General features: G+C 35.1%; 20 protein-coding genes. 15 read left to right on the top strand and 5 right to left on the bottom strand.

Going from position 1 to position 26,211, the window contains the following annotated elements; genetic code table 11:
* Positions 1-84: 84 nt before the first annotated feature.
* Complete coding sequence (locus QOR44_RS07245; RefSeq protein ID WP_001883402.1) at positions 85-663, top strand: LPXTG-anchored serine-rich surface protein, SAK_1503 family; 579 nt, start codon at positions 85-87, stop codon at positions 661-663.
* Between the two features lie 34 nt (positions 664-697).
* On the opposite strand, the gene QOR44_RS07240 is transcribed toward QOR44_RS07245, so the two are convergent.
* Positions 698-1,939: an aminopeptidase gene (locus tag QOR44_RS07240; RefSeq protein ID WP_000244046.1), complete on the bottom strand. Its 1,242-nt coding sequence runs from the start codon at positions 1,937-1,939 to the stop codon at positions 698-700.
* A 177-nt stretch (positions 1,940-2,116) separates the two neighbouring features.
* Here QOR44_RS07240 and QOR44_RS07235 point away from each other — a divergent pair, with 177 nt between their 5' ends.
* From QOR44_RS07235 to QOR44_RS07225, 3 genes are read left to right on the top strand one after another with little or no spacing between them, the layout of a single operon-like run.
* The gene (locus QOR44_RS07235; protein WP_000863865.1) at positions 2,117-2,245 is read left to right on the top strand and encodes a DUF4044 domain-containing protein; all 129 of its coding nucleotides are present in this window, start codon (positions 2,117-2,119) and stop codon (positions 2,243-2,245) included.
* A gap of 60 nt (positions 2,246-2,305) precedes the next feature.
* Positions 2,306-3,619 (top strand): GTPase ObgE, encoded by a 1,314-nt coding sequence (gene obgE, locus QOR44_RS07230; protein WP_000061659.1) that lies wholly within the window; start codon positions 2,306-2,308, stop codon positions 3,617-3,619.
* Between the two features lie 25 nt (positions 3,620-3,644).
* Complete coding sequence (locus QOR44_RS07225) at positions 3,645-3,803, top strand: hypothetical protein (protein ID WP_000502594.1); 159 nt, start codon at positions 3,645-3,647, stop codon at positions 3,801-3,803.
* 92 nt (positions 3,804-3,895) lie between these two features.
* On the opposite strand, the gene QOR44_RS07220 is transcribed toward QOR44_RS07225, so the two are convergent.
* The 3 genes from QOR44_RS07220 to QOR44_RS07210 all read right to left on the bottom strand — a co-directional run bounded on the left by QOR44_RS07220 (position 3,896) and on the right by QOR44_RS07210 (position 7,319).
* A complete protein-coding gene (locus tag QOR44_RS07220) occupies positions 3,896-4,246 on the bottom strand; it encodes a hypothetical protein (RefSeq protein WP_001883404.1) in 351 nt (116 codons plus the stop codon).
* Positions 4,247-4,395: 149 nt separating this feature from the next.
* Positions 4,396-5,136, bottom strand: coding sequence for an amino acid ABC transporter ATP-binding protein (locus QOR44_RS07215; protein ID WP_000818887.1), 741 nt, complete (start codon positions 5,134-5,136; stop codon positions 4,396-4,398).
* A complete protein-coding gene (locus QOR44_RS07210) occupies positions 5,136-7,319 on the bottom strand; it encodes an ABC transporter substrate-binding protein/permease (protein WP_000681005.1) in 2,184 nt (727 codons plus the stop codon). The genes QOR44_RS07215 and QOR44_RS07210 overlap by 1 nt, the downstream gene beginning before the upstream one ends.
* Before the next feature lie 182 nt (positions 7,320-7,501).
* On the opposite strand from QOR44_RS07210, the gene QOR44_RS07205 reads away from it, so the two are divergent.
* Both QOR44_RS07205 and uvrB read left to right on the top strand, forming a co-directional pair.
* Entirely contained in the window at positions 7,502-8,395 is an 894-nt protein-coding gene (locus QOR44_RS07205) for a CPBP family intramembrane glutamic endopeptidase (protein ID WP_283572687.1), read from the top strand.
* An 87-nt stretch (positions 8,396-8,482) separates the two neighbouring features.
* Positions 8,483-10,474 carry an excinuclease ABC subunit UvrB gene (gene uvrB, locus QOR44_RS07200; protein WP_000567071.1) on the top strand — a complete coding sequence of 664 codons (1,992 nt, stop codon included), beginning with the start codon at positions 8,483-8,485 and terminating at the stop codon, positions 10,472-10,474.
* 97 nt (positions 10,475-10,571) lie between these two features.
* Here the strand turns inward: uvrB and QOR44_RS07195 are convergent, their stop codons facing one another.
* Positions 10,572-12,065, bottom strand: coding sequence for a helix-turn-helix domain-containing protein (locus QOR44_RS07195; RefSeq protein ID WP_000571942.1), 1,494 nt, complete (start codon positions 12,063-12,065; stop codon positions 10,572-10,574).
* Between the two features lie 382 nt (positions 12,066-12,447).
* Between QOR44_RS07195 and QOR44_RS07190 the strand changes: the two genes are divergently transcribed.
* The 9 genes from QOR44_RS07190 to asp1 all read left to right on the top strand — a co-directional run bounded on the left by QOR44_RS07190 (position 12,448) and on the right by asp1 (position 26,210).
* Positions 12,448-16,224 (top strand): accessory Sec-dependent serine-rich glycoprotein adhesin, encoded by a 3,777-nt coding sequence (locus tag QOR44_RS07190; protein WP_283572686.1) that lies wholly within the window; start codon positions 12,448-12,450, stop codon positions 16,222-16,224.
* A gap of 330 nt (positions 16,225-16,554) precedes the next feature.
* Entirely contained in the window at positions 16,555-17,562 is a 1,008-nt protein-coding gene (locus QOR44_RS07185) for a sugar transferase (RefSeq protein WP_001263774.1), read from the top strand.
* Between the two features lie 8 nt (positions 17,563-17,570).
* Positions 17,571-18,776 (top strand): glycosyltransferase family 8 protein, encoded by a 1,206-nt coding sequence (locus QOR44_RS07180; protein ID WP_000751412.1) that lies wholly within the window; start codon positions 17,571-17,573, stop codon positions 18,774-18,776.
* On the top strand, positions 18,773-20,014 hold the full coding sequence (locus tag QOR44_RS07175) for a glycosyltransferase family 8 protein (protein WP_001883265.1): 1,242 nt from the start codon (positions 18,773-18,775) through the stop codon (positions 20,012-20,014). The genes QOR44_RS07180 and QOR44_RS07175 overlap by 4 nt, the downstream gene beginning before the upstream one ends.
* Positions 20,004-21,188 (top strand): glycosyltransferase, encoded by a 1,185-nt coding sequence (locus QOR44_RS07170; protein ID WP_000795052.1) that lies wholly within the window; start codon positions 20,004-20,006, stop codon positions 21,186-21,188. Before QOR44_RS07175 ends, QOR44_RS07170 begins: the two co-directional genes overlap by 11 nt.
* Positions 21,181-22,056 carry a glycosyltransferase family 2 protein gene (locus tag QOR44_RS07165; RefSeq protein ID WP_000130204.1) on the top strand — a complete coding sequence of 292 codons (876 nt, stop codon included), beginning with the start codon at positions 21,181-21,183 and terminating at the stop codon, positions 22,054-22,056. The genes QOR44_RS07170 and QOR44_RS07165 overlap by 8 nt, the downstream gene beginning before the upstream one ends.
* Before the next feature lie 60 nt (positions 22,057-22,116).
* Positions 22,117-23,313 carry an SP_1767 family glycosyltransferase gene (locus QOR44_RS07160; RefSeq protein ID WP_001263855.1) on the top strand — a complete coding sequence of 399 codons (1,197 nt, stop codon included), beginning with the start codon at positions 22,117-22,119 and terminating at the stop codon, positions 23,311-23,313.
* Positions 23,314-23,436: 123 nt separating this feature from the next.
* Positions 23,437-24,666, top strand: a complete 1,230-nt coding sequence (secY2, locus tag QOR44_RS07155) for an accessory Sec system protein translocase subunit SecY2 (protein ID WP_000772265.1) — start codon at positions 23,437-23,439, stop codon at positions 24,664-24,666.
* On the top strand, positions 24,666-26,210 hold the full coding sequence (gene asp1, locus QOR44_RS07150) for an accessory Sec system protein Asp1 (protein ID WP_000468344.1): 1,545 nt from the start codon (positions 24,666-24,668) through the stop codon (positions 26,208-26,210). Before secY2 ends, asp1 begins: the two co-directional genes overlap by 1 nt.
* Position 26,211: the final 1 nt, after the last annotated feature.

The raw sequence follows: 26,211 nt of genomic DNA, 5'->3' as shown, positions 1-26,211 counted from the left end.
TTCACTTTTTAGTATCATATTTTCGATTTTTATGTTGTAATAAATTATAATGAAGGTGTAAGGAATTATAAAATAGGAAATAATATGAAAGTGAAAAATAAGATTTTAACGATGGTAGCACTTACTATCTTAACATGTGCTACTTATTCATCAATCGGTTATGCTGATACAAGTGATAATAATACTGACATGAGTGTCGTGACTACGACCTTATCTGAGGAGAAAAGATCAGATGAACTAGACCAGTCTAGTACTGGTTCTTCTTCTAAAAATGAATCGAGTTCATCAAGTGAACCAGAAACAAATCCGTCAACAAATCCACCTACAACAGAACCATCGCAACCCTCACCTAGTGAAGAGAACAAGCCTGATGGTAGCACGAAGACAGAAATTGGCAATAATAAGGATATTTCTAGTGGAACAAAAGTATTAATTTCAGAAGATAGTATTAAGAATTTTAGTAAAGCAAGTAGTGATCAAGAAGAAGTGGATCGCGATGAATCATCATCTTCAAAAGCAAATGATGAGAAAAAAGGCCACAGTAAGCCTAAAAAGGAACTTCCTAAAACAGGAGATAGCCACTCAGATACTGTAATAGCATCTACGGGAGGGATTATTCTGTTATCATTAAGTCTTTACAATAAGAAAATGAAACTTTATTAAATATAAAAAAGGAGGACTAACCTCCTTTTTATATTTAAATAGCCCATTCGCCATTTCTAAAGATTGGGACAGCAGTTCCATCTGCACGAATACCATCAATATCCATTTGTTCTGAACCAATCATAAAATCAACATGTGTTGAAGAACGATTTAAACCAGCTTCATCCAATTCTTGACTTGTCATTTCTGTTCCTCCTTCTACATTGAAGGCATATGCAGATCCAATAGCGAGGTGATTAGAGGCATTTTCATCGAATAAAGTATTAAAGAAAATTAGTCCAGACAGTGAAATTGGTGTTTTATGTGGGACAAGTGCAACTTCCCCAAGCGATCTTGCCCCATCATTTTCCTCGATTAAGCGTTGGATTGTTTCTTGCCCTTTTTCTGCAGTGACATTGATAATTTTACCGTCTTTAAAGGTAAACGTCATATTTTCGATAATAACGCCAGCATAACTGAGAGGTTTTGTACTTGTCACATACCCATTTGCACGACGGTAATCAGGTGCTGAAAAGATTTCTTCAGTAGGCATATTAGCGATAAAAGTCTCTCCCTGAGCGTTGAGACTACCGGCTGCCTCCCAAATATGATTTTTAGGCATACCAAGCGTTAAATCTGTACCTGGTGCGGTATAATGAAGAGCATCAAATTGTTCTTGATTTAGTCTAGTAGCTTTTTCTAATAATTTAGCTTCATGTGCGTCCCAAGCACCAATAGGATCATCTTCATAAATACGATTTAATTTGAAAATGGTATCCCAAAGAGCATCAACTTGTTGGTCGCTTGTTTTTAATTCTGGGAAGACAAGTGCAGCCCATTCTCTACCAGCAGCTGCAGCTACGTTCCAAGATACTTTATTAGCTTGTATTGCTCTACTTTGTTCCTCTAAGGCAATAGCGGTTGCTCTAGTTGTTTCAGATAAACGTTTAGGATCAACAGTAGCGAAAGCGTTAGGGTTAGAAGATTTCACAACTAATCGACTAGCCTTCTTATTTAATAGCGCTAAAGATTTATCAACGGTATACTGTGGAACATTCGTGAGAACTTCATCTGAAGCATGAAGTAGTCGCTGGCGCGTGATAAAATCATCTGTATAATCAACAATAACTTCACTTGCTCCCTTTTCATAAGCGGCTTCAGTTAAAAGCCTTGCTAAGTGGACTTGTTCCACATCGATTGTTAAAGCGAGAGTGTGCCCTTTTTGGACATTTAAACCTTTAGAAATAATTAATTGGGCATATTTTTTTAAAAGGTTGTCGAAATCTTGTAAAACCATACTAGCTCCTTTAAATTTACTATTTTTTATAATTTATCATAAACTCTTATAAAGCACAAGGAAATATGGAAGCGATTTAATAAAGATATATTTAAGCTAACGGTTTGTAGTTTGCGAAATAAGACATTTCGTGTTAATATAGACTTAACTATATATTCAGTAAATGAGGTGACATGAGTGGCTTTTGGAGATAACGGACAACGAAAAAAAACTGGGTTTGAAAAACTGACTCTTTTTGTTGTTATTTTGATGGTACTAGTAACAGTTGGTGGTTTGGTATTTGGTGCTATTAGTGCAATCATGTAATGAGAAACGCTGTAAAGCGTTTTTTTATACTGAATAGAATAAAGAATAGGAATTTTAGAAATGAGTATGTTTTTAGATACTGCCAAAATTAGTGTTAAGGCAGGTCGCGGTGGTGATGGCATGGTTGCTTTTCGTCGTGAGAAATATGTCCCCAATGGAGGCCCGTGGGGCGGTGATGGCGGTAAAGGCGGATCGGTCATTTTTAAAGTAAACGAAGGTTTACGAACTTTGATGGATTTTCGATATAACCGTAATTTTAAAGCAAAAGCTGGTGAAAAAGGGATGACTAAAGGTATGCACGGTCGAGGTGCAGAAGACCTTATTGTGTCATTACCACCTGGAACAACTGTTCGTGATGCTAATACAGGTAAGGTTATTACCGACCTTGTGGAGCATGATCAGGAATTCGTTGTAGCCAGAGGTGGCCGCGGTGGTCGTGGAAATATTCGCTTTGCAACCCCACGTAATCCAGCTCCTGAAATTGCTGAAAATGGGGAGCCTGGTGAAGAACGTGAATTACAATTAGAATTAAAAATTTTGGCTGATGTTGGTCTCGTTGGTTTCCCATCAGTTGGGAAGTCGACGCTACTTAGTGTTGTTTCAGCAGCAAAGCCTAAAATTGGTGCCTATCATTTTACGACAATTGTCCCTAATTTAGGGATGGTTCGTACAAAATCAGGTGATAGCTTTGCAATGGCTGATCTTCCTGGTTTGATTGAAGGGGCTAGTCAAGGTGTCGGATTAGGAACTCAGTTTCTTAGACATATTGAGCGTACACGTGTTATTCTACATGTTATTGATATGTCGGCAAGTGAAGGACGAGACCCTTACGATGACTATGTTTCAATTAATAATGAGTTGGAAACTTACAATCTTCGATTGATGGAACGTCCGCAAATTATTGTTGCCAATAAAATGGACATGCCTGATTCAGAAGAGAATTTGGCAGCATTCAAAGAAAAATTAGCTGCAAACTATGATGAGTTTGATGACATGCCTATGATTTTTCCAATTTCAAGTTTAGCACATCAAGGACTAGAGAACCTTATGGATGCGACGGCCGAATTATTAGCCAATACAGAAGAGTTTCTTCTTTATGACGAAACTGACATGCAAGAAGATGAAGCATACTATGGATTTAACGAAGATGAACGTCCATTTGAGATTACACGTGATGATGATGCAACGTGGGTATTGTATGGTGATAAGCTAGAAAAACTCTTTGTTATGACAAATATGGAACGCGATGAATCAATAATGAAATTTGCTCGTCAGTTACGTGGTATGGGCGTTGATGAAGCACTTCGAGAGCGCGGAGCTAAGGATGGAGATATTGTTCGTATAGGTAACTTCGAATTTGAATTTGTAGATTAATGCAGTACTTGATTGGAGGTTTTTTATGGGAGATAAACCGATATCATTTCGTGATAAAGATGGGAACTTTGTTTCAGCGGCCGATGTCTGGAATGCTGAAAAATTAGAAGAACTCTTTAACACATTAAATCCTAATCGTAAACTTCGTTTAGAACGCGAAAAATTAGCAAAAGAAAAAGGATAGTTAAGTAACTATCCTTTTTAGTTATTTTGGGTATGAAAAAAGACTCTAAAACATAATTGATAGAGTGTTAAGGTACAGATTACTTTATTATTTTAAACGTTTTTGAGCTTTTTGATATACTGAAGAGCATTTTTTACAATGGTTGGAGTATAAGTAATAAATTTATAAGCAAAATAAAAAGCACAAACTAAAGTTATAAAAAATAGTAAGTAAATAATAGGGTTTTGCGTTAAGAATCCTTGAAAAAGAAGTACAAGGTTAAGAATTACGGTAGAGATACTTAAGATAAAAATAACTAGATAAGCAATAATAGTTGTCCAAAACCTTAAATGGATGTTACTCACCTTTTCCCATTTAGTATCTAAAAAGTCATCTATAAAGTTGACATGATAAGTCATATGTTCTTTAATAAAGTGCAATATTCTGTTAATATAGTCTTTCATACTGCTATATTATCATACTGAAAGCCCTTGTGCAACATTATTCAAACATTCTAGCTGATGTTTTGCTAATTTTAGAAGAAAACTTATCCTATTATAATTTGTTTGTGATTAGGATATAAAAAAAGATGACACGAAGTCATCTTTTTTTATTAAACGTTTAAAACTTTATTAAGGAAGTCTTGGAGACGTGGGTGTTGAGGTGTATCAAAGATTTGCTCAGGTGTCCCATCTTCGAGGAAACGACCACCATCTGTAAAGATAACACGATTGGCAACTTGACGAGCAAATCCCATTTCGTGTGTCACAATTAACATAGTCATACCTTGTTCAGCTAAATCTTTCATAACATTGAGAACATCTCCAACCATTTCTGGATCAAGTGCAGAAGTTGGTTCGTCAAAAAGTAAGATATCTGGATTCATCGCTAAGCTTCTTGCGATAGCTACACGTTGTTTTTGTCCTCCAGATAAACTATCTGGTTTGGCATTAGCTTTATCGGCTAAACCAACTTTTTCAAGTAATTCCATCCCATGCTTTTCAGCTGCTTCTTTAGATTCTTTACCAAGTTCAATAGGAGCAAAAGTGATGTTTTCAAGAACTGACATATGTGGGAAAAGATTGAAGTGTTGAAATACCATTCCGATATTTTCACGTGCTTTGTCTATGTCTGTTTTTGGATTTGATAACTCAAAGCCGTCCACAACAACTTTTCCACTTGTGATTGATTCAAGTAAGTTCAATGTGCGAAGGAAAGTTGATTTTCCTGAACCAGAAGGTCCAATAATACAAACAACATCACCTTCATAAAATTTAGCATCAATACCTTTTAAAACTTCATTTTGCCCATACGACTTGTGTAAATCTTGGACATCAATTTTTAATTCTGCCATTATTTAAGCCTCTTTTCTAAACGTTTTGCTAGACGGGTGAGAAGGGTAATGATTACAAGATACATAATTGCAAGGATAGCATACATACGGAATGATTGATAGTTACGTGCAATTATGATTTTACCAGTTTGGAAGAGTTCCACAAGTCCGATTGCTGATACAATTGTTGTATCCTTTAATGAGATGACAAATTGGTTGATAAAGTTTGGTAACATAAGGCGTACTGCTTGAGGTAAGATAACCTTTTGCATAGTTTTGCCGTAAGAAATACCTAAACTACGACTTGCTTCCATTTGACCAGAAGGAACAGCTTCGATACCACCACGTACAATTTCAGCAATGTACGCACCACCATTTAAAGAAAGAGCGATAGTAGCAGCAACGAAGTCATTAATTGGACTTTGGTGACCTGTGATGCTTTCGATTAAATTAGGAATACCCCAGAAAATAAAAGCGGCCACAATCATGAGTGGAATACCACGGACAATATCAACAAAAATCATTGAAATTGTGCGGAGAGTATTACTTGGTGATACGCTCATCATACCAAAGATAATACCAATAACCATAGCAATCGCAAATGAGATAAGAGTTAAACTTAAAGTAGTTCCAATACCAGATAGCAATTGTTTGTAGTTATTAGAAATTAATCCTAAAATAGTTGATTCATCTACAGGTTTAGCAGCTTTATCGTTTGAAGAAGTGCTGGCTGTGGAAAGGTATTTTTTAACAAGTTTATCGTACTCACCTGATTTTTTGAGTGAAGCAAGACCGTTGTTAAACATTTTAATTAATTCTGGATTTGCCCCTTTTTTCACTGCAAATCCGATATCGCCTGATTTTTCACCTTTGATAGGTGTTTCAAATTTACGACCTTGATTAATAGCGTAAGCAAGAACTGCTTCGTCATCCATTAGAGCATCAATTGAACCTGAGTTCATACTATCATACATTGTAGATGCTTCATCAAATGCTTTAACATGATAGTTGTACTTATCTGCGTGGTCTGATAACCAAGTATATGAGGCAGTACCATTTTTAGCACCAACTGTTTTTCCTTTTAAATCTTGGTATGATTTGACATTGCTTCCTTTTTTAACCGCTAAGATAACGCTAGATGTGTAATAAGGATCAGAAAAATCAAAGATTTTTTGGCGTGCTTCTGTGATTGTGGCTCCTGCAATAACACCGTCAGCTTGTCCAGATTGGACAGCATTTAAAGCAGCATCAAAACCTGGATTTGAGATATCAAGTTTAAAACCTTGCTGTTTAGCAATTTTCTTGATTAATTCCATATCAAAACCAGTATATTTCCCTTTACCGTTTTGATATTCGAATGGTGCGAATGAAGAATCAGAAACAATTTTATAACTTGGCTTTACAGGAGTTGCTTTTTCATTGGCATTACCTGTTGCTTTGCCGCTTGTTTTTGTAGCGTCTTTCCCAAGCCATTTATCCATGATGTCATTATAAGTGCCATCTGATTTCATTTGTGCAAAAGCTGTGTTAAATTCTTTAATTAGGTTATCGTGTCCACTACCTTTTTTGACAGCAAATGCAAAGCTACCAACTGCCTCGCCTTCCATGTTAATGGCGTAAGCTTTTCCTTGATTTATCGCAAATTGCACAACTGGTTGATCGTCCATAGCGGCGTAAATAGAACCAGAATCAAGGCTGTTATTCATTAGGTCGCTTGTATCAAATGTTTTAACTTTATAGCCGTATTTAGATTTATTTTCCTCTAAGAAGCTTTGAGCAGCTGTTCCATTTTTTACACCGACTACTTTTCCTTTTAGTTGTTTGTAGTTTGTGACTTTATTATTATTTTTAGTATAAAGAATAACGGAAGTATCGTAATAAGTATCTGAGAAATTAAAGACTTTTTTACGTGCTTCAGTAACAGTAGTTCCGGCCATTAGCGCGTCTGCCTGTCCAGATTGAACAGCGTTAACTGCGGCATCAAAACCTGGATACGTCATGTTAACATTCCAGCCAGCACGCTTAGCGACTTCGTTAACGATGTCAACATCGATTCCTTTATAAGTTTGATCAGAATCTTTAAATTCGAATGGAGCGTATGCTGTATCAGAAACAATATTCACAGTCTCTGCACTGACCTTTCCACCAAACACAAAGAATATTGAGAGTAAAGCAAGCGTAAAAGCTTTTAACTTGTGCTTCATGTAAATCTCCTTTTTATAAATATGTGTTTTATTATATCAAAATAAATAAGATAGAGCAACAAAATGTCATTTCTATGTTAGAAAACGTAACATGTATGTTATGTTAATTTTATATATATCTTTAGTTAGTATTATGATATAATTGTTCTAGTGTCATCACACAAAAAGGATTTAGGATTATTATGAATAAAAGGATTTTAAATAGTCAGTTCGCTGTCTATAAAAACTGGCCGTCATGGCTATTATTGTTATTTGCTTGTTTTATGGTATACCTATTTTTTTTCGTTGGTCTAACTCTAGGTGGTGTGGGAATTGTTCTAGTATCTTCTGTACTCTATAAGTTTTCTTCCTATACTTTTTTTGAGTTTATTAATTTATTTAATAATATCTATGGAGAATTAGGAACCTTTAGTTTTTCAGCATTCCTTTTGCTTATTTGGGTAAAATTCGTAGAAAAAAGACCTTTTTCAGAACTGGGGTTTTCTACAAAGTTTAAAAGAACTCTGTGGTCACTTATAAAAGGCTGGAGTATAGGTTTTATTCTATTTTCAATTTCTGTCATCACTGCTTATATATTGGGAGGAATTGACTTTCATAGCTATGATGTTTCTAAGGCAACGATTTTCTATGTTGTAACTCTCCTTCCTTTTTGGCTTATTCAAAGCGGTACGGAAGAATTGCTAACACGAGGGTGGCTTCTTCCTCTAATTAATCATCGTTTTCATTTAGCTGTTGCCATAGGGGTCTCATCCACTTTATTTGGCATTTTGCACTTGGTAAATGCCCATGTCACTTTTCTTTCTATTGTAAGTATTATATGTTCGGGAGTTTTAATGTCCTTGTATATGATTAAAAGTGGTAATATTTGGAGCGTTGCAGCCTTACATGGAGCTTGGAATTTTAGCCAAGGTAATCTCTATGGTATTGCCGTAAGTGGTCAGAAAGCAGGAGCATCTCTTTTGCATTTTACCGTTAAAGAAAACGCACCAGACTGGATATCAGGTGGTGCATTCGGAATAGAAGGAAGTTTGATTTCTATTTTTGTTCTCTTAGCTGCAATTATATACCTTCTATGACTAATTAAGACTGAAGAAACAGATTGAGTGTTGCAGCTCAGTCTTTTTCTTTTTTCTATGTTAAAATAAAGTAATCGAGGTAAAGAAATGATAGATAGAAAAGATACTAACCGATTTAAATTAGTTTCCAAATATAGTCCTTCGGGAGATCAACCTCAAGCTATTGAAACGTTGGTTGACAATATTGAAGGAGGAGAAAAAGCTCAGATTTTAAAAGGTGCTACTGGTACTGGTAAAACCTACACAATGAGCCAAGTTATCGCCCAAGTTAACAAGCCAACCTTGGTGATTGCACATAATAAAACCTTAGCAGGTCAACTTTATGGAGAGTTTAAAGAATTTTTTCCTGACAATGCCGTAGAGTACTTTGTTTCATATTATGATTATTATCAACCAGAAGCTTATGTGCCTTCTTCGGATACTTATATTGAAAAAGATAGCTCAGTCAATGACGAAATTGACAAATTACGTCACTCAGCGACTTCTTCGTTATTAGAAAGAAATGACGTTATTGTTGTAGCATCTGTTTCTTGTATTTACGGTTTAGGTTCTCCTAAAGAGTATGCAGACAGTGTTGTTAGCCTTAGGCCAGGTCAAGAAATTTCACGTGATCAGTTATTGAACAATCTCGTTGATATTCAATTTGAGCGTAACGATATTGATTTTCAACGTGGAAAATTTCGCGTTCGTGGCGATGTTGTAGAAGTTTTTCCTGCGAGTCGTGATGAGCATGCCTTTCGAATTGAATTTTTTGGTGATGAAATTGATCGTATAAGAGAAATAGAAGCGTTAACAGGGCGTGTGCTAGGAGAAGTGGAACATTTAGCTATTTTCCCAGCAACACACTTTATGACAAATGATGAACATATGGAAGAAGCTATTTCAAAAATACAAGCTGAAATGGAAAATCAAGTAGAACTCTTTGAAAAAGAAGGGAAATTGATTGAAGCGCAACGTATTCGACAAAGGACAGAATATGATATTGAAATGCTTCGTGAAATGGGATATACAAATGGTGTTGAGAACTACTCACGTCACATGGATGGCAGAAGTGAAGGTGAGCCGCCTTTTACTTTGTTAGATTTCTTCCCAGAAGATTTTTTGATTATGATTGATGAGAGTCACATGACAATGGGGCAAATCAAAGGGATGTATAATGGAGACCGTTCGCGTAAAGAAATGTTGGTTAATTACGGTTTTCGTTTACCATCTGCCTTAGATAACCGTCCACTTCGTCGTGAAGAATTCGAAAGCCATGTCCATCAAATTGTCTATGTATCTGCAACGCCAGGAGACTATGAAATGGAGCAAACAGATACGGTTGTTGAGCAAATTATCCGGCCAACAGGACTTCTTGATCCAGAAGTTGAAGTTAGACCAAGTATGGGGCAGATGGATGACTTGCTTGGTGAAATCAATTTGAGGACTGAAAAAGGTGAGCGTACCTTTATTACAACATTGACAAAGCGTATGGCAGAAGACTTAACAGATTATCTCAAAGAAATGGGAGTTAAAGTTAAGTATATGCACAGCGATATTAAAACCCTAGAACGTACAGAGATTATTCGTGATCTACGACTTGGTGTGTTTGATGTTTTAATTGGTATTAATCTCTTACGTGAAGGAATAGATGTTCCTGAGGTTTCCCTTGTTGCAATCTTAGATGCTGATAAGGAAGGTTTCCTTCGTAATGAGCGTGGTCTTATCCAAACAATAGGACGTGCAGCACGTAACAGTAATGGTCATGTTATTATGTATGCTGATAAAATAACAGATTCTATGCAAAGAGCTATGGATGAGACCGCTCGCCGTCGTCGTTTACAAATGGATTATAATGAAAAGCATGGAATTGTGCCACAAACAATTAAAAAAGAAATCCGTGATTTAATTGCCATTACTAAAAGTAATGACAGCGATAAACCTGAAAAAGTTGTCGATTACAGTAGTTTATCTAAAAAAGAAAGGCAAGCTGAAATTAAAGCTCTTCAAAAGCAAATGCAAGAAGCAGCTGAATTATTGGACTTTGAGCTAGCTGCACAAATCCGAGATGTTATCTTAAAACTAAAAGCAATCGATTAATACGATGAACAGAATTAATAAAACGACTAGAGTAGTTAATGAAGTGCTCTAGTCGTTTTATTAATAATTGAAATCAAAAGAATACAGTAGGTGGATGTTATATTTTATCAAAGATTTTTCGATATTTTTCTTCTTTAATATTAGAAATAATAGTTTGGATATTACTGATTTGAGAGGGTGTATCGTTGTAATCAATATGAGCGACTAAACTATTTGTAGCTAATTCCTTTGTGACATATGGAACTAGTTTTTGATCGGTAATGATTAAATCAGGTTTTAGAGTTGATACTTGACTAACATTATCTCTTAATAAGTAATAGGAATGAAAGTTTATTTTCTCTAAGGAAAGAGATTGTAATAGATAGTCTTTGAAGATTTGATTATTAATGAAATCAGTTGTTAACAACACAACTCTTATAGGAGGCATATTATTTTTTATCACCCTTTCCAGATGAGCACAGAATAAGAAAAAGTGCTGTTTTTTTAAAGTTGATTCCCCAATTTCAGTTAGCCAATGTGTGACTATTGGTTCGATAATGGGTATTAGTTTAGGATTTCCAGGATAGAATGTTGAAGGAAAACTAATTGTTTCAGGAATTAATTGATTCAGACCAACTATGAAGTTTCGAGAAAAGTAAATAGTGACTTTCACTAGCTCATCGTAGTAGGTGTCAGAGTATGGAAGAGCTGCTTTCAAAGGTAGTAGTAGCATTTGGAATTTAGGAAGACTTTCAAAAATAGCTAACACTTCATCGACATGTGTTTCAGTCCATTTTTGAGCAGCAAAAGAGTTAGCGCTTGTAAGATAGATAAGAAAAATATAATCCATGTCTTCTGAATTAAAAATAACATTCAAGTAAGGTTGAACGATACTTTTTACACATGTATTCAGCTCCTCATAAATAAAGATTTTTTTAAGAGAAGAGAAAAGTTTGGAGTTTGGAATTTTAACTTTATGATGGTGACGTTTCCAGGTTAAAATGAAAAGCGTATCAAAAAAAATAAAGATATCAGAAAGGTGCGTAGTAGGTCTTATATTAGTACCACTCTCAAATAAAAATTGTCGAATAATCTTAATATCTAGAGCAGACAGATCGTAAATTTTAATACCAAATTTAGTAGTGAGGTATGCGATGAGATATCTAATGCGATATTCGTCACCTACTATGGTATTTTTAGATAAGGATAATCCTAAATATTTAATTAAAGGAATTAAATTTTCTCGCAGACGATAGACAGAAGAACGAGATAAGAAGAGATCATTTCCAAAAGCTACTAGAGATTTTTTATCAGACGAGTCATCAATTAAAAATTTAAGAAGTTGTAAAGTGTTTGACTCATTATAAACTATTTTTAAGGCATCTTCTTGAGTAAGTTTATTTAGCTTACATAAAATCCGTTCTTTTTGGATATGGATAGAAAGTTTATGACCAAATAAAACATTTAATTTATGACAATAGTTTTTAAGCTCAACTGGTGATAAGTGGAGTCGGTTACAGGCGGTATCTAAGGATAGTGAGGGGGTATCATAACATAAAGTAAGTAATTTAACTTTATTAAGGATATTTTTTTCTAAAAAATTTTCTATCATATTACGCAACTCCTTTCACTCATTAATACTATAATAAGGAATAATATAAAATGTTTCAAATATTTTAACCTTATAAAATAATAATTCTCAAAAAACAAATATTTTAAATACCTTTTTGGGAAAATGAGTTATAAAAGTATATTTATTTTAGTCATAATTAGTGATATTCTCGTAAAGGTTTATTAAGCACCAGTTGAGATTCTTATGAAATCATACTAAAAATCAATTGTAAGGTTTATATCTGTATAAAAATGATGTATCTACGTGCTTAACGGTATCATTATTTTTGTGTTTAATAAGATAGATTTCTAATCACTTAATTTTACTGTTATGTTTTTAAACCAAAACAAAATATAAAAAAATATTTAAATATGGAGGAAACATGTCCAAAAAGACTTTTGGCAAGCAGTTAACAGTTGTAGATTCTAAGAGTAGAGTCAAGATGCATAAATCAGGGAAAAACTGGGTAAGAACAATAATGTCGCATTTTAATCTATTTAAAGCGATTAAAGGGAGAGCAACTGTTGAAGCAGATGTGTGTGTTCAAAATATTGAAAAAGAAGACCGACTATCTTCAGGAAATTTGACCTATCTCAAAGGATTACTAGCTGCTGGAGCTCTGCTAGGTGGAGCGAGTTTAACCAGTCGTGTTTATGCAGATGAGACTCCAGTTGTTCAAGAACAATCGAGTTCTGTACCAACACTTGCAGAACAAACGGAAGTGACTGTTAAAACAACTGCTGTTCAAAATTATCAAGATGGGACAGTATCGAAAAACATCATCGACTCCAATAGTGTATCTATGTCAGAGTCAGCCTCAATAAGTGTTAGTGAATCTATCAGTATGTCTATGTCAGGGTCAATATCAACAAGTGTAAGTGAATCTGTAAGTACATCTACCTCAGAAAGTACTCTATCAAGTCTTTCAGAATCAGCTTCAACAAGTGCTTTAAAATCTACAAGTGTAAGTGAGGCTTCAAATATTCTTAAAACTCAGGCTTCTTTAACTGATAAAGGAAGAGAGTCGTTTTCGGCAAACCAGATAGTAACAGAAAGTAGCTTAGTTACTGATGCTGGTAAAAATGCTTCAGTATCTAGCCTAATTGAAATTACAAAACCAAAATCGGAGTTACAGACTTCCAAAATGTCAAATGAGTCGCTTATAACTCCAGAGAAACCCCAAGTAATGATTGCAAGCGATAAAACTGGGAATGAGACTCTAACTCCGACAATTAGATTAAAATCAGTTATTCAGCCAAGGAGTATGAACTTGATAGCTTTGAGCTCGGAGATGGACTTGATACCACTAGAAGAAGTGTCTGATACTGAAATGTTAGGTAAAGACGTATCAAGTGAGTTTCAGAAAGTTAATATTGCGTTAAAAGATAACACTCTTAGTGAGCCTGGAACAGTTAAATTAGATAAATCAGAAAACCTTGTTTTGAACTTTAACTTTTCAATCGCTTCTGTTAACGAGGGAGATTTCTTTACTGTAAAGCTTTCTGATAATCTTGATACACAAGGGGTTGGTACTACTCTAAAAGTTCAAGATATAATAGATACAAGTGGTCAGTTATTAGCAACGGGATCATATAGTCCTTTAACACATAATATTACATACATCTGGACAAAATATGCTTCTACATTGAATAATATTAATGCTCAAGTCAAGCTGCCAGTTTGGCCTGATCAGAGAAAAGTTTCCAAAACGACTTCAGATAAGCAGCGCTTTACTGCAACATTGAACAATCAAGTTGCTTCAATTGAGGAACGTGTTCAGTATAATAGTCCTTCAGTGACAGAACATACTAATGTTAAGACAAATGTAAGATCTCGGATCATGAAGATTGATGATGAAAAACAGACAGAAACTTATATTACTCAAATTAATCCTGAAGGTAAGGAAATGTATTTCGCATCAGGACTTGGGAATCTATATACTATTATCGGTTCAGATGGAACATCAGGTTCACCAGTTAATTTATTAAATGCGGAAGTAAAGATTCTAAAAACTAATTCAAAAAATCTTACAGATAGTATGGATCAAAATTATGATTCGACTGAGTTTGAAGATGTGACTTCCCAGTATAGTTATACTAACGATGGTTCTAAAATTACCATAGATTGGAAAACAAATTCTATTTCTTCCTCTACATCTTATGTTGTTTTAGTCAAAATACCTAAACAAAGTGGTGTATTGTATTCGACTGTTTCTGATATAAATCAAACAAATGGTTCTAAATATTTTTACGGATATACTCAAGTAGATGGAGAATCAGATGCGAATGCTGAAAAAAAATTTTTATCCGAAAGTGCTTCTACGTCAGCTAGTACCAGTGCTTCAACTTCGGCAAGCACTAGCGCTTCAATGAGTGCATCGACATCAGCAAGTACCAGTGCTTCCACAAGTGCAAGTATGAGCGCCTCAACGAGTGCGTCGACGTCAGCAAGTACTAGCGCTTCCACAAGTGCCTCCACGTCAGCCAGCACTAGCGCTTCCACATCAGCAAGTACTAGCGCCTCAACAAGTGCTTCCACAAGTGCTTCGACATCAGCAAGTACCAGCGCTTCCACAAGTGCCTCAACGTCAGCCAGCACCAGCGCCTCAACGAGTGCATCAATGTCAGCCAGCACAAGTGCCTCAATGAGTGCATCGACATCAGCCAGCACTAGCGCTTCAATGAGTGCCTTGACGTCAGCCAGCACTAGCGCTTCCACATCAGCAAGTACCAGTGCTTCCACATCAGCAAGTACTAGCGCCTCAATGAGTGCATCGATGTCAGCCAGTACAAGTGCTTCAATGAGTGCCTCAATGTCAGCAAGTACTAGCGCCTCAACAAGTGCTTCAACAAGTGCTTCGACATCAGCAAGTACCAGCGCTTCAACAAGTGCAAGTACGAGTGCTTCCACGTCAGCAAGTACCAGCGCCTCAACGAGTGCATCAATGTCAGCCAGCACCAGCGCCTCAACGAGTGTATCAATGTCAGCCAGCACCAGTGCTTCAATGAGTGCATCGACGTCAGCCAGCACAAGTGCCTCAATGAGTGCATCGACGTCAGCCAGCACTAGCGCTTCCACAAGTGCAAGTACGAGTGCTTCCACGTCAGCAAGTACTAGCGCCTCAACAAGTGCTTCAACAAGTGCTTCGACATCAGCAAGTACCAGCGCTTCCACAAGTGCCTCAACGTCAGCCAGCACCAGCGCCTCAACGAGTGCATCAATGTCAGCCAGCACAAGTGCCTCAATGAGTGCATCGACATCAGCCAGCACTAGCGCTTCAATGAGTGCCTTGACGTCAGCCAGCACTAGCGCTTCCACATCAGCAAGTACCAGTGCTTCCACATCAGCAAGTACCAGCGCCTCAACGAGTGCATCAATGTCAGCCAGCACCAGTGCTTCAATGAGTGCATCAATGTCAGCAAGTACTAGCGCCTCAACAAGTGCTTCAACAAGTGCTTCGACGTCAGCCAGCACTAGCGCTTCAACAAGTGCAAGTACGAGTGCTTCCACGTCAGCAAGTACCAGCGCCTCAACGAGTGCATCAATGTCAGCCAGCACCAGCGCCTCAACGAGTGTATCAATGTCAGCCAGCACCAGTGCTTCAATGAGTGCATCGACGTCAGCCAGCACAAGTGCCTCAACGAGTGCATCGACGTCAGCCAGCACTAGCGCTTCAACAAGTGCAAGTACGAGTGCTTCCACGTCAGCAAGTACTAGCGCCTCAATGAGTGCATCGATGTCAGCCAGTACAAGTGCTTCAATGAGTGCATCAATGTCAGCAAGTACTAGCGCCTCAACAAGTGCTTCAACAAGTGCTTCGACATCAGCAAGTACCAGCGCTTCCACAAGTGCCTCAACGTCAGCCAGCACCAGCGCTTCAACGAGTGCATCAATGTCAGCCAGCACCAGTGCCTCAATGAGTGCATCGACATCAGCCAGCACTAGCGCTTCAATGAGTGCATCGACGTCAGCAAGTACCAGCGCTTCCACAAGTTCTTCAAGCTCAGTGACTTCTAATTCATCAAAAGAGAAGGTGTATTCTGCCTTACCTTCTACGGGTGACCAAGATTATTCTGTAACTGCTACTGCCTTAGGTTTAGGTTTAATGACTGGGGCAACTCTTTTGGGAAGGAAAAAATCTAAAAAAGATAAGAACTAGACGTACTGTGAATCCTTAAAGTACTAAATGACATGGTAGAAGGCATATCTCTTAATATTTTTAGAGAGATATGTCTTTTTGTTATAGAAGTTCGTAAAAAGCCTTGTAAATCTGTATTTATCAAGTGACAAGCAATGTTTTTCTGCGAAAATATGATAAAATTAAGAAGTGGAATTTATTTCTAAAAATAAGTTTATCAGTTACGATAAACTCAAAAATAATGTAAAAAAGTTTTGGATCATTTTAGTACAATGAGTGTTAATAAAACTATTATTTAACTGGTATGATATGGTCTGGATAAGAGAGAGTTTTAAAGAGAGATTAACTAAAATGCGAGTACATATTACAAGTATATATGGGCAGTCACCGCGTAGCATTGCTCTTATATCACAAAAACTAGTTAAGGATGTCGGACGTCAACTTGGTTATGATGAAATGGGAATCTACTTTTATAATGATCATGCTGAAACGCATGGTGAAAGAAGTACTAGGATGGATGGTATCATTGCGGGATTAGGCAGAGGGGATATTGTTGTTTTTCAAGTACCTACATGGAATTCAACAGAATTTGATGAACTTTTTCTAGATAAATTACAGGCATACGGTGCTAGAATTATAACTTTTGTACATGATATTGTTCCCTTAATGTTTGAGTCTAATTTTTATTTATTAGATAGAGTAATTGATATGTATAATCGTTCGGATGTTGTTATTCTACCTACAAAAGCGATGCATGATTATCTAATTGAAAAAGGGATGACTACTTCTAAAGTTCTTTATCAAGAAGTATGGGATCATCCAATTAATATAGACCTCCCTCGTCCAGAATATCAAAAAGTCCTTAGTTTTGCAGGCGATATTCAACGCTTTCCCTTTGTCAATGACTGGAAGGAAAATATTCCGCTCATCTATTATGGAGACGGAAGCAGACTCAATTCTGAGGCAAATGTTCATGCTCAGGGATGGAAAGATGATGTGGAATTGATGCTAAGTCTTTCTAAGCGGGGAGGATTTGGCCTGTGTTGGAGTGAAGATAGAGAGGAGTTGGTCGAGCGTCGTTATTCGAGGATGAATGCCTCGTATAAATTATCTACTTTCTTGGCTGCTGGACTTCCAATTATTGCTAACCATGATATTTCAAGTAGAGACTTTATCAAACAACACGGATTAGGATTTACAGTTGAAACGCTAGAAGAAGCTGTTGAAAAAATTAATAATATGGAAAAAGAGACTTATGACAGCTATGTGGAAAATGTTGAGAAGATAGCAACTCTCTTACGAAATGGTTATATCACTAAAAAATTATTGATAGATGCTGTGCATATGCTTTATAGATAGAGGTAGCGATGAAGAAAACAATTGTTTTAGGTGCAGATTTCCAATATCGTGATCAAGTTATGACAACTATAAAATCTATTGTTAGTCATAATCAACATTTAACTATTTATATCATTAACACAGATTTTCCTGTAGAATGGTTTAATATCCTTAACCATTCTTTAGAACAGTTTGACTGTAGAGTAAAAAATATTCCCATAAGTTCAGATGTCTTTGAGGGGATACCTACCCTGAGCCATATCAGTGTGGCGGGATTTTTCAGATGGTTTATTCCAATTCACCTTGAAGAAGAGACAGTTTTATATTTAGATAGTGATGTAATAGTTAGGGGTTCTTTGGATCCTCTATTTGACATAAACCTTGAAGAGAATTTATTAGGAGCTGTAGCAGATCATTTTTCAACGCTTTACTATGGAAATACAGCACCAGTTAGTTTTAATTCAGGTGTTATGCTAATCAATAATTCATTATGGAAAAAAGAAGAAATTTATAATAGCCTTATGAGGATTGCAGATAAGGGTTCTGCTGTTGGGGTAGGAGATCAAGAATACCTTAATATTTTGACTCAGAATCGTTGGATAGATATCGGTAAACAATATAATGTTCAGATTGGTCAAGATGTCAATATTAATGCATATGGGCGACTAGATTTGTATCATTTTTATGATGATTGCGAACCTGTTGTTGTTCATTATAATAGTCAAGATAAACCGTGGAATAAATATAGTCAATCGCGATACCGTTCAGAATGGTGGTATTATTTTGGTTTAGAATGGTCAGTTATTTATGCTCAACAACAAAAAAATTTGAACAGGTTAACAGGTAAAACACTGAATTTATTTACATTAACAGCCTCAGATACATTAGAACATATTGAAGTACTTGCAAAAGCTCTACCAGATTATCAGTTTCATATTGCAGCACGTAGTGATATTTCAGAGAAATTAGCTAATCTAGAAACTTATAGCAATATTAAAGTTTATAAATTAGTTATCAACCCTATCTTGGAAGAGCTTATACGTAACTGTGATGTGTACTTGGATATTAATCATTCTTACGAAGTAGAAGGTATTCTAGATAAAATAAAAGAAGAGAATAAACCGATTTTAGCCTTTGATTCTACAGCACATACGACAAAAAATATAGAAGTTATCTCAGAAACAATGCCTGAATTGATGGTTAAAAGAATAAGGGAAGTAGGTCCTCTTAGATGAAAAATAGAAAAGCTATCGCGTTAGCGGCGGATTTTGGCTATCGAGAGCAAGTTAAGACTATAATTAAATCAATATGCTTTCATAATCAATTTATTGATTTTTATATCTTAAATGACGATTTTCCAGTTGAATGGTTTCAAATGATGGAATATCATTTATCTAAAATGGATTGCACAATATCTAACACTAAAATTTTTAATGAAGAAATTAAACATTTTAAATTTCAAAAACCGATGCCCTATCCTACTTACTTTCGATACTTTATACCTGAAGTTATTCATGAAGATAAGGTACTATATTTAGACTGTGATATGATTATCACCAGTGATTTAACATCGATATTTACTCTTGATATTTCAAAATATGGTGTAGCGGCTGTTCGAGATGATTTGCTCGAAGAATATGATGGTAAAGAAGATTATTTTAATTCAGGTTTGCTATTAATTAATAATATTTTTTGGCGAGAACAAGGGATTAGTCAGCGACTGTTAGATTATACTAGAGAAAACCAAGGGGTTCTTCAATATCATGACCAGGATGTTTTGAATGATGTACTGTGCGATAATTGGCTAGAACTTGATGAAACTTATAACTATCATACAGGAGCAGATATGTTATATAACCTATTCCAACAGTCTGAACGTCAATTAAATCGCAGAAAAGATTTACCTAAAGTTATTCATTATACAGCGACAAAACCATGGAAATACCTTGAAACATCTGTTCGTTGGCGCGATATATGGTGGGAATATAATAGACTTGAATGGAGCGATATTTTTACAAGATGGCAAGTCAATGATGGTGTAGAAGTTTCATTGAAGAAAGTGTTACAGCCTATCCATCGAGCTTTCATTTTTACTTACTCAGATTCAATTGAAGGAATTGAGAGGTTGGCTAAGGATTTACCAAACTGGCAATTTCATATTGCTGCCTATACTCAAATTTCAGAAAAATTGAAACAATTGGAAATGTATTCAAATATAAAACTTTATCCACTTGTTTATCGTTTCAAATTAAATGAGCTAGTTGAAAATTCAGATATTTACCTTGATATTAATCATGGTGCTGCAGATACTCAGGTTCTGGAGCAAGTGAAGAAATTAGGTAAAGATATTTTATCCCTTTCTACAACTTATCATGGTCAAGGCAAACAATTTGAGAGAGTTACGGATATTATTGATTATTTAAAGAATGAACGATTTAAAGAACATATTAGAAAGGAATATTGTGAAAAATAACGTTATTTGTTTGGCAGGTGATAATAAATCTTTAAATCAGATCCAAACAGTTATAAAATCGATTTTATGTCACAATGATAGAGTAAGTATTTATATTTTAAATCAAGATATAGCTTCAGAATGGTTTAGAAATATTCAAAGACGTTTATTAAATAGTCATAGTTGTATTTTTGATATAAAACTCTTTGATGATACTTTTAAGGAATTTAAAACGCCCCGTGCCCATATTACCTATATGGCTTATGCAAGGTACTACATTCCGCAACTTATTGATGCAGAGAAAGTTCTTTATTTAGATATTGATACTTTGGTTGTTGATAACTTAGATAAGTTGTTTGAGATAGAATTAGGGGACTACCCGATAGCAGCTATCTTAGATGGAGACGGTATTCATTTTAACTCAGGTGTTATGCTAATAAACTCGCTTTACTGGATGAGATATCGAGTAACAGAAAAACTTCTGGAAATAACAGAACGAGAATTGGATAATGGAATTTTTGGAGACCAAGGGGTTCTCAATCTTCTTTTTGATAATAATTGGCTTAAGTTAGAAGATAAGTATAATGCTCAAGTTGGAAATGATTTAGGTGCCTTTTATGAAAATTGGCAAGGGTATTTTGATCGTAACTTTGAATCGCCTACTATTATCCATTACTGTACTCATGATAAACCATGGAATACTTTTTCTTCTTCAAGGTTTAGGGAGACATGGTGGCAATATGAGCAACTAGATTGGAATGAGGTGTTTAATTTTGAAACGTATCTGTTACCTGAGCCAACATTTGAAAAACACTTCTTTACTTTCACAACGTCCGTGGATTTGCTTTATATTGAAGAATTGGTTGAACTATTCCCCAATAGTTGCTTCCATATAGCTGCTTGGACCTCTTTTGGCCCAAGATTACTTAAGTTAGCCACAAACTCTAACGTTCGTCTGTATCCTTCAATAACCAGCCCACTTTTTGAACAACTAATGACTAAAGCAAATTATTACCTTGATATCTCAACTTCTTGGAAGGAAATACAGTTTTGTCAAAAAGCTATTGAGAAATCAATTCCGATATTGAGTTTTAATGAAACAGTGACAATTGAATATAGGGAGTTAAGTCATTGCTTTATTAATTTGGAGGATATGCGACAGTTTTTATGTAAAAATGGAGGCAATAGTGACTGATAAATTAGTTTCTGTTATTATTCCAGTCTATAATGCAGCACCATATTTAGAGGGGTGTGTAAATACCATTTTAGGACAAACATACCAAGTTTTTGAAATTCTACTGATAGATGACGGTTCTACAGATACATCTGCTAGTATCTGCGATCAATTATCCCTAAGAGATAACCGTATTAGAGTTTTCCATATCGAAAATGGCGGTGCTTCTAAAGCTAGAAACTTTGGATTAGCACGAATTAGTCCAGAGAGCCAATTTGTTACGTTTGTTGATTCGGACGATTGGGTAAAGGAAAATTATTTGGAAGTACTGCTAGCTCAGCAAGAAAAATATAATGCTGATATTGTTATCAGTAATTACTATATCTACAGAGAAACAGAAGATATTTTTGGTTACTACATCACTGACAAAGATTTTGTTATCGAAGAAATCTCTGCTCAAACAGCTATTGATAGACAAGTGCATTGGCATTTAAATAGTTCAGTATTCATCGTTATTTGGGGGAAATTATATCGAAGAGAACTATTTGATACCATCACCTTCCCAATAGATAAAGTATTTGAAGATGAGTTGGTAAGTGTTTTACTTTTTATAAAAAGTAAAAAAACAATTTTAGTTAATGGAAGCTATTATGGCTATAGAATTCGTCCAAATAGCATTATGACATCGGCGTTTTCATCCAAAAGAGCAGAAGATCTTATTTATATTTTTGATAGTAAATTGTCGGAGATTATACTATCAGGATTGGATTCAACTGCAACTGTAGAGAGATATTTTTGGTTAATGCGTGACTATAAACAGCGCTTAGAACAAGAAAATTTACAGAAAACAATAATATATAAAGTGATATCAAATCGGTTATCAAGGTAACAGTAAATACCATTTTATTTGTCATAATCTTGCAAAGAGAGTTGAAAAGAACTAATAGTTATGAGAGTTATTAAAGTAAAAACAATTTCGGAAACTTTAGATTATATTTCTAAACATACTGCTTCGGTAGCGCGTTTTGGTGATGGAGAAATTGATATTATTGCGGGGAATTCTATTCCTTACCAGGTTTATGATTCTGAACTTGCTAAGCGACTAAAACGTTTATTAAATCGACAGAGTAATGAGAAGCTAGTTATCTGTGTAAGTGATGTTTTTGATAATTTAGGTAGATACAACGATTTTTCACAACAATTTTGGAGAGGGCATCTATATCAGTATAATGATTTGTACCAAAAAAATTGTCAGGCTGAATGGTATGGTTCAACTTTTATTTCTAGACCCTATATGGATTTACTAGATAAGAGTTTGTCAGTAACGTACTTTGAACAGCTAAAAGCATTATGGAAAAATAAAGATATTTTAATTGTCGAGGGTGAGACTTCTCGTTCAGGCGTTGGTAATGACTTATTTAATGATGCCAATACTATTTCGCGTATCATTTGTCCTTCGAAAGATGCATTTTCATCTTTTTATGAAATCAAGGAAACTATACTTGAACATAGTAGAGGTAAGCTAATTTTACTTATGCTTGGTCCAACTGCAAAGCTATTAGCTGAAGATTTATCGCAGCTAGGACATCAAGCTATTGATTTAGGTCATATCGATTCAGAATATGAGTGGTTTAAGATGGGAGCAGTTTCTAAGGTGAAACTTTCTCATAAACATACGGCAGAACATAATTTTGACGAAGATATTACTTTAATAGAAGACAATAGTTACGAAAATCAAATTGTATCAAAAATTGGTACATCAGATAGACAGTACGCTTTGACAGTGACATTAACAGATGATATATGGGAGCTAGAACATTTATTACAAAGATGTCCTAATACTGATTTTCATATTGCTGCCCCAGTTTATTGTTCGGATAGACTTAAGCAGTTAGTAGGTTATCCAAATTATTACCTACATGAAGCTATTACTGAAGAGCAATTCGAAGTACTCCTATTAAATAGCGATATATATTTAGATATTAATCATGGTGAAGAAGTTTGGAATGTTGTTGATAGATGTATAACTGAGGGTAAAACTATATATGGAATCAGACGGGCAAGAAAAGATAATCAATATATTTCTTTTGAGCGAACCATGGATGATTTTGAATATTTGTGTGACACTATTAAACAAAATAGATAGTCAAGAAGAGTAATGGTTACTTGAATATTGAAATCAATTTTTTTGATTTTAAAATTAACGAAGTTGACGATATAAAGTTACTTATCTTGAAGAGAACAAATTGATAGAGAAAGAGAAATTCCATTGAAATTACTATATATTTTTGAAAAAAATATTATTCTTCGTAAAATATTGATAACATTTTCATTAATAATCATTTTTTTACTTGGTCGCTATGTTCCAATACCTGGTGTCTTGATTTCTGCTTATAAGGGACAAGACAATAACTTTGCGACGCTTTATTCAACAGTAACTGGTGGTAATTTGTCTCAGGTTGGGGTCTTTTCATTGGGTATTGGTCCTATGATGACCACAATGATTTTACTAAGACTATTTACGATTGGTAAATACTCTAGTGGAGTATCTCAAAAAGTTCAACAGTTTCGCCAAAATGTGGTGATGCTTGTCATAGCAACTATTCAAGGGCTAGCCATAGCCATATCTTTTCAATATCATAATGGTTTTTCTCTGACCAAATTATTACTCGCGACAATGATACTTGTGACTGGTGCATATATTATTTCCTGGATTGGTAATCTAAATGCGGAATACGGGTTTGGTGGAATGACTATTTTAGTGGTGGTAGGTATGCTTGTTGGGCAATTTAATAATATTCCTCTTATTTTTGAATTATTCCAAGATGGTTATCAACTTGCTATCATCTTATTTCTTTTGTGGACACTAGTAGCAATGTACTTAATGATAACTTTTGAACGTTCAGAATACCGTATACCAGTAATGCGTACTTCAATCCATAATCGTCTCGTTGATGATGCCTACATGCCAATAAAAGTAAATGCTTCGGGGGGGATGGCATTTATGTATGTTTATACCTTACTAATGTTCCCCCAGTATATTATTATTTTACTAAGAAGTATTTTCCCAACTAATCCAGATATCACATCATACAATGACTATTTTAGTTTATCTTCTATTCAGGGAGTGGTTATTTATATGATTTTAATGTTTGTTTTATCAGTTGCATTTACTTTTGTGAATATTGATCCGACTAAAATTTCTGAGGCAATGCGAGAAAGTGGTGATTTTATTCCTAATTATAGACCTGGTAAAGAAACACAAAGTTATTTATCGAAAATCTGTTATTTATTTGGAACTTTTAGTGGTTTTTTCATGGCTTTCTTAGGAGGGGGACCATTATTATTTGCTCTTGGAAATGATGATTTTAGGACAGTTTCATCTATGACAGGGATTTTTATGATGATCACAGGGATGTCATTTATGATATTGGATGAATTCCAAGTTATTCGTATTCGTAAACAATACACTTCTGTATTTGAAAATGAGGAGAATTAATGTTTCATTTTATTCCATCTTGGTATAATGAAAATCGTACCTGGTATGATAATAATTACTTGTGGTATTTCAAGCCGACTAATGTCGGTTTTGATGATACTATCAACCAAATGAAGATGTTTGATTATGCTGGAAAAGAGAGTAGATTAGTTGTCTTAAACTATATGCCCAATTTACGTTATTATTTACATCGCTATGACTTGTTAGAATCAGGTTATTATTCAGTTTTTGATGATATTCAAGAAATCGGAAATGTAAGACAGCAAATGATTGACTTCCGACAACTCAATTGGCCTGAAGGGGTAGACTTTACCTATACTCCGTTTATAGTTTTGGTAAAAAAGTCAGGAGATTTAATTGCTAAGGTTCAATTTGGTGAAGAAGGAAATTTAACGCATATTGATTATTTTGCAAATGAACAAATAGCTAAGAAATACCTCTTTGATGATAGAGGATTTCTATCTAGTATTCTCTATTATGATAATGGTGGTGAAGCCTATCAAGATTATTTAGCACCATCAGGGGAAAGGATCATGAGAGAATACCTAAGAGAAGGTGACCACCATGTTGAAATTAATCCTAAGAAAGCTATTCATTTTTTTAAGTTATCTTACTCCGACATTGACGAGTTGATTAGAGAGAAATATCTGACCTATCTCCATAAAGAAGTTAGTAAATCAGATACTATCATTGCTAGCTTTAATCAAGTTCATAACGCATTTATTGTTGGGAACACTAGTAAAGGAAATTTAATATTATCTGTTTTTTCAGAGAGGAATAATGCTCACAATGTATTGGAGGATTACTCTTCCTTATCTCGAGCAGACGCTATTATTTGTGATAGACTAGATATTGCTGCACAATTGAAAGAAAAAATAGATAAACCAGTTGTTCATGTTTCTCCCTTTGATACGCGTTTAGCTTTGGGAAAAAGTAATCAAGTTAGAGATTTAGAAATATATTTTGTCGTAGATAGACTTTCCCATAAAGAATTGCAAAAGTCTTTAACGTCCTTATATAAGGTTATGCTCAAAAATAATGATATAAAAGTAACATTTGTCAGCTACGAACGAGAATTTGAAAGTCGGCAATTGATGTATGACTACCTTAAAGAAGCAACAAAAGTTTTTGAACAGAAATTCTTTAGTTTATCAGGCGATGATGCCAATCAAGTTCTTATGCAACCTGATGAAGTAGAAAAGGAAAAAACACGCCTTTCTTTTATCCATCCTTTGTCAGAAACAGATATCATAAACCGGTTAGAGTATGTCCGTTTGATTATTGATATCTCGAAAATACCAGACTTATACACACAAATTGCAGGGATAAGTTCAGGTATCCCTCAGATAAATACAGTATTAACAGAATTTGTTGAACACAGGAAAAACGGTTACGTTATTGAAGAGATCCAAGAATTGGAAAAGGCAATTCCTTATTATTGTGAACAATTAACTAATTGGAACCGTTCTTTAATTTATTCTGTTGATAAAATCAATGACTATACAGGTGGTCAATTGGTAGAAAGAATTATAAATAGTTATTAAA

The sequence above is a fragment of the Streptococcus agalactiae genome (genome assembly GCF_949788565.1).
GTDB lineage: Bacteria > Bacillota > Bacilli > Lactobacillales > Streptococcaceae > Streptococcus > Streptococcus agalactiae.
Note: the sequence above shows the minus strand (reverse complement) of the source record. Positions and strands in the feature narration are given on the sequence as shown.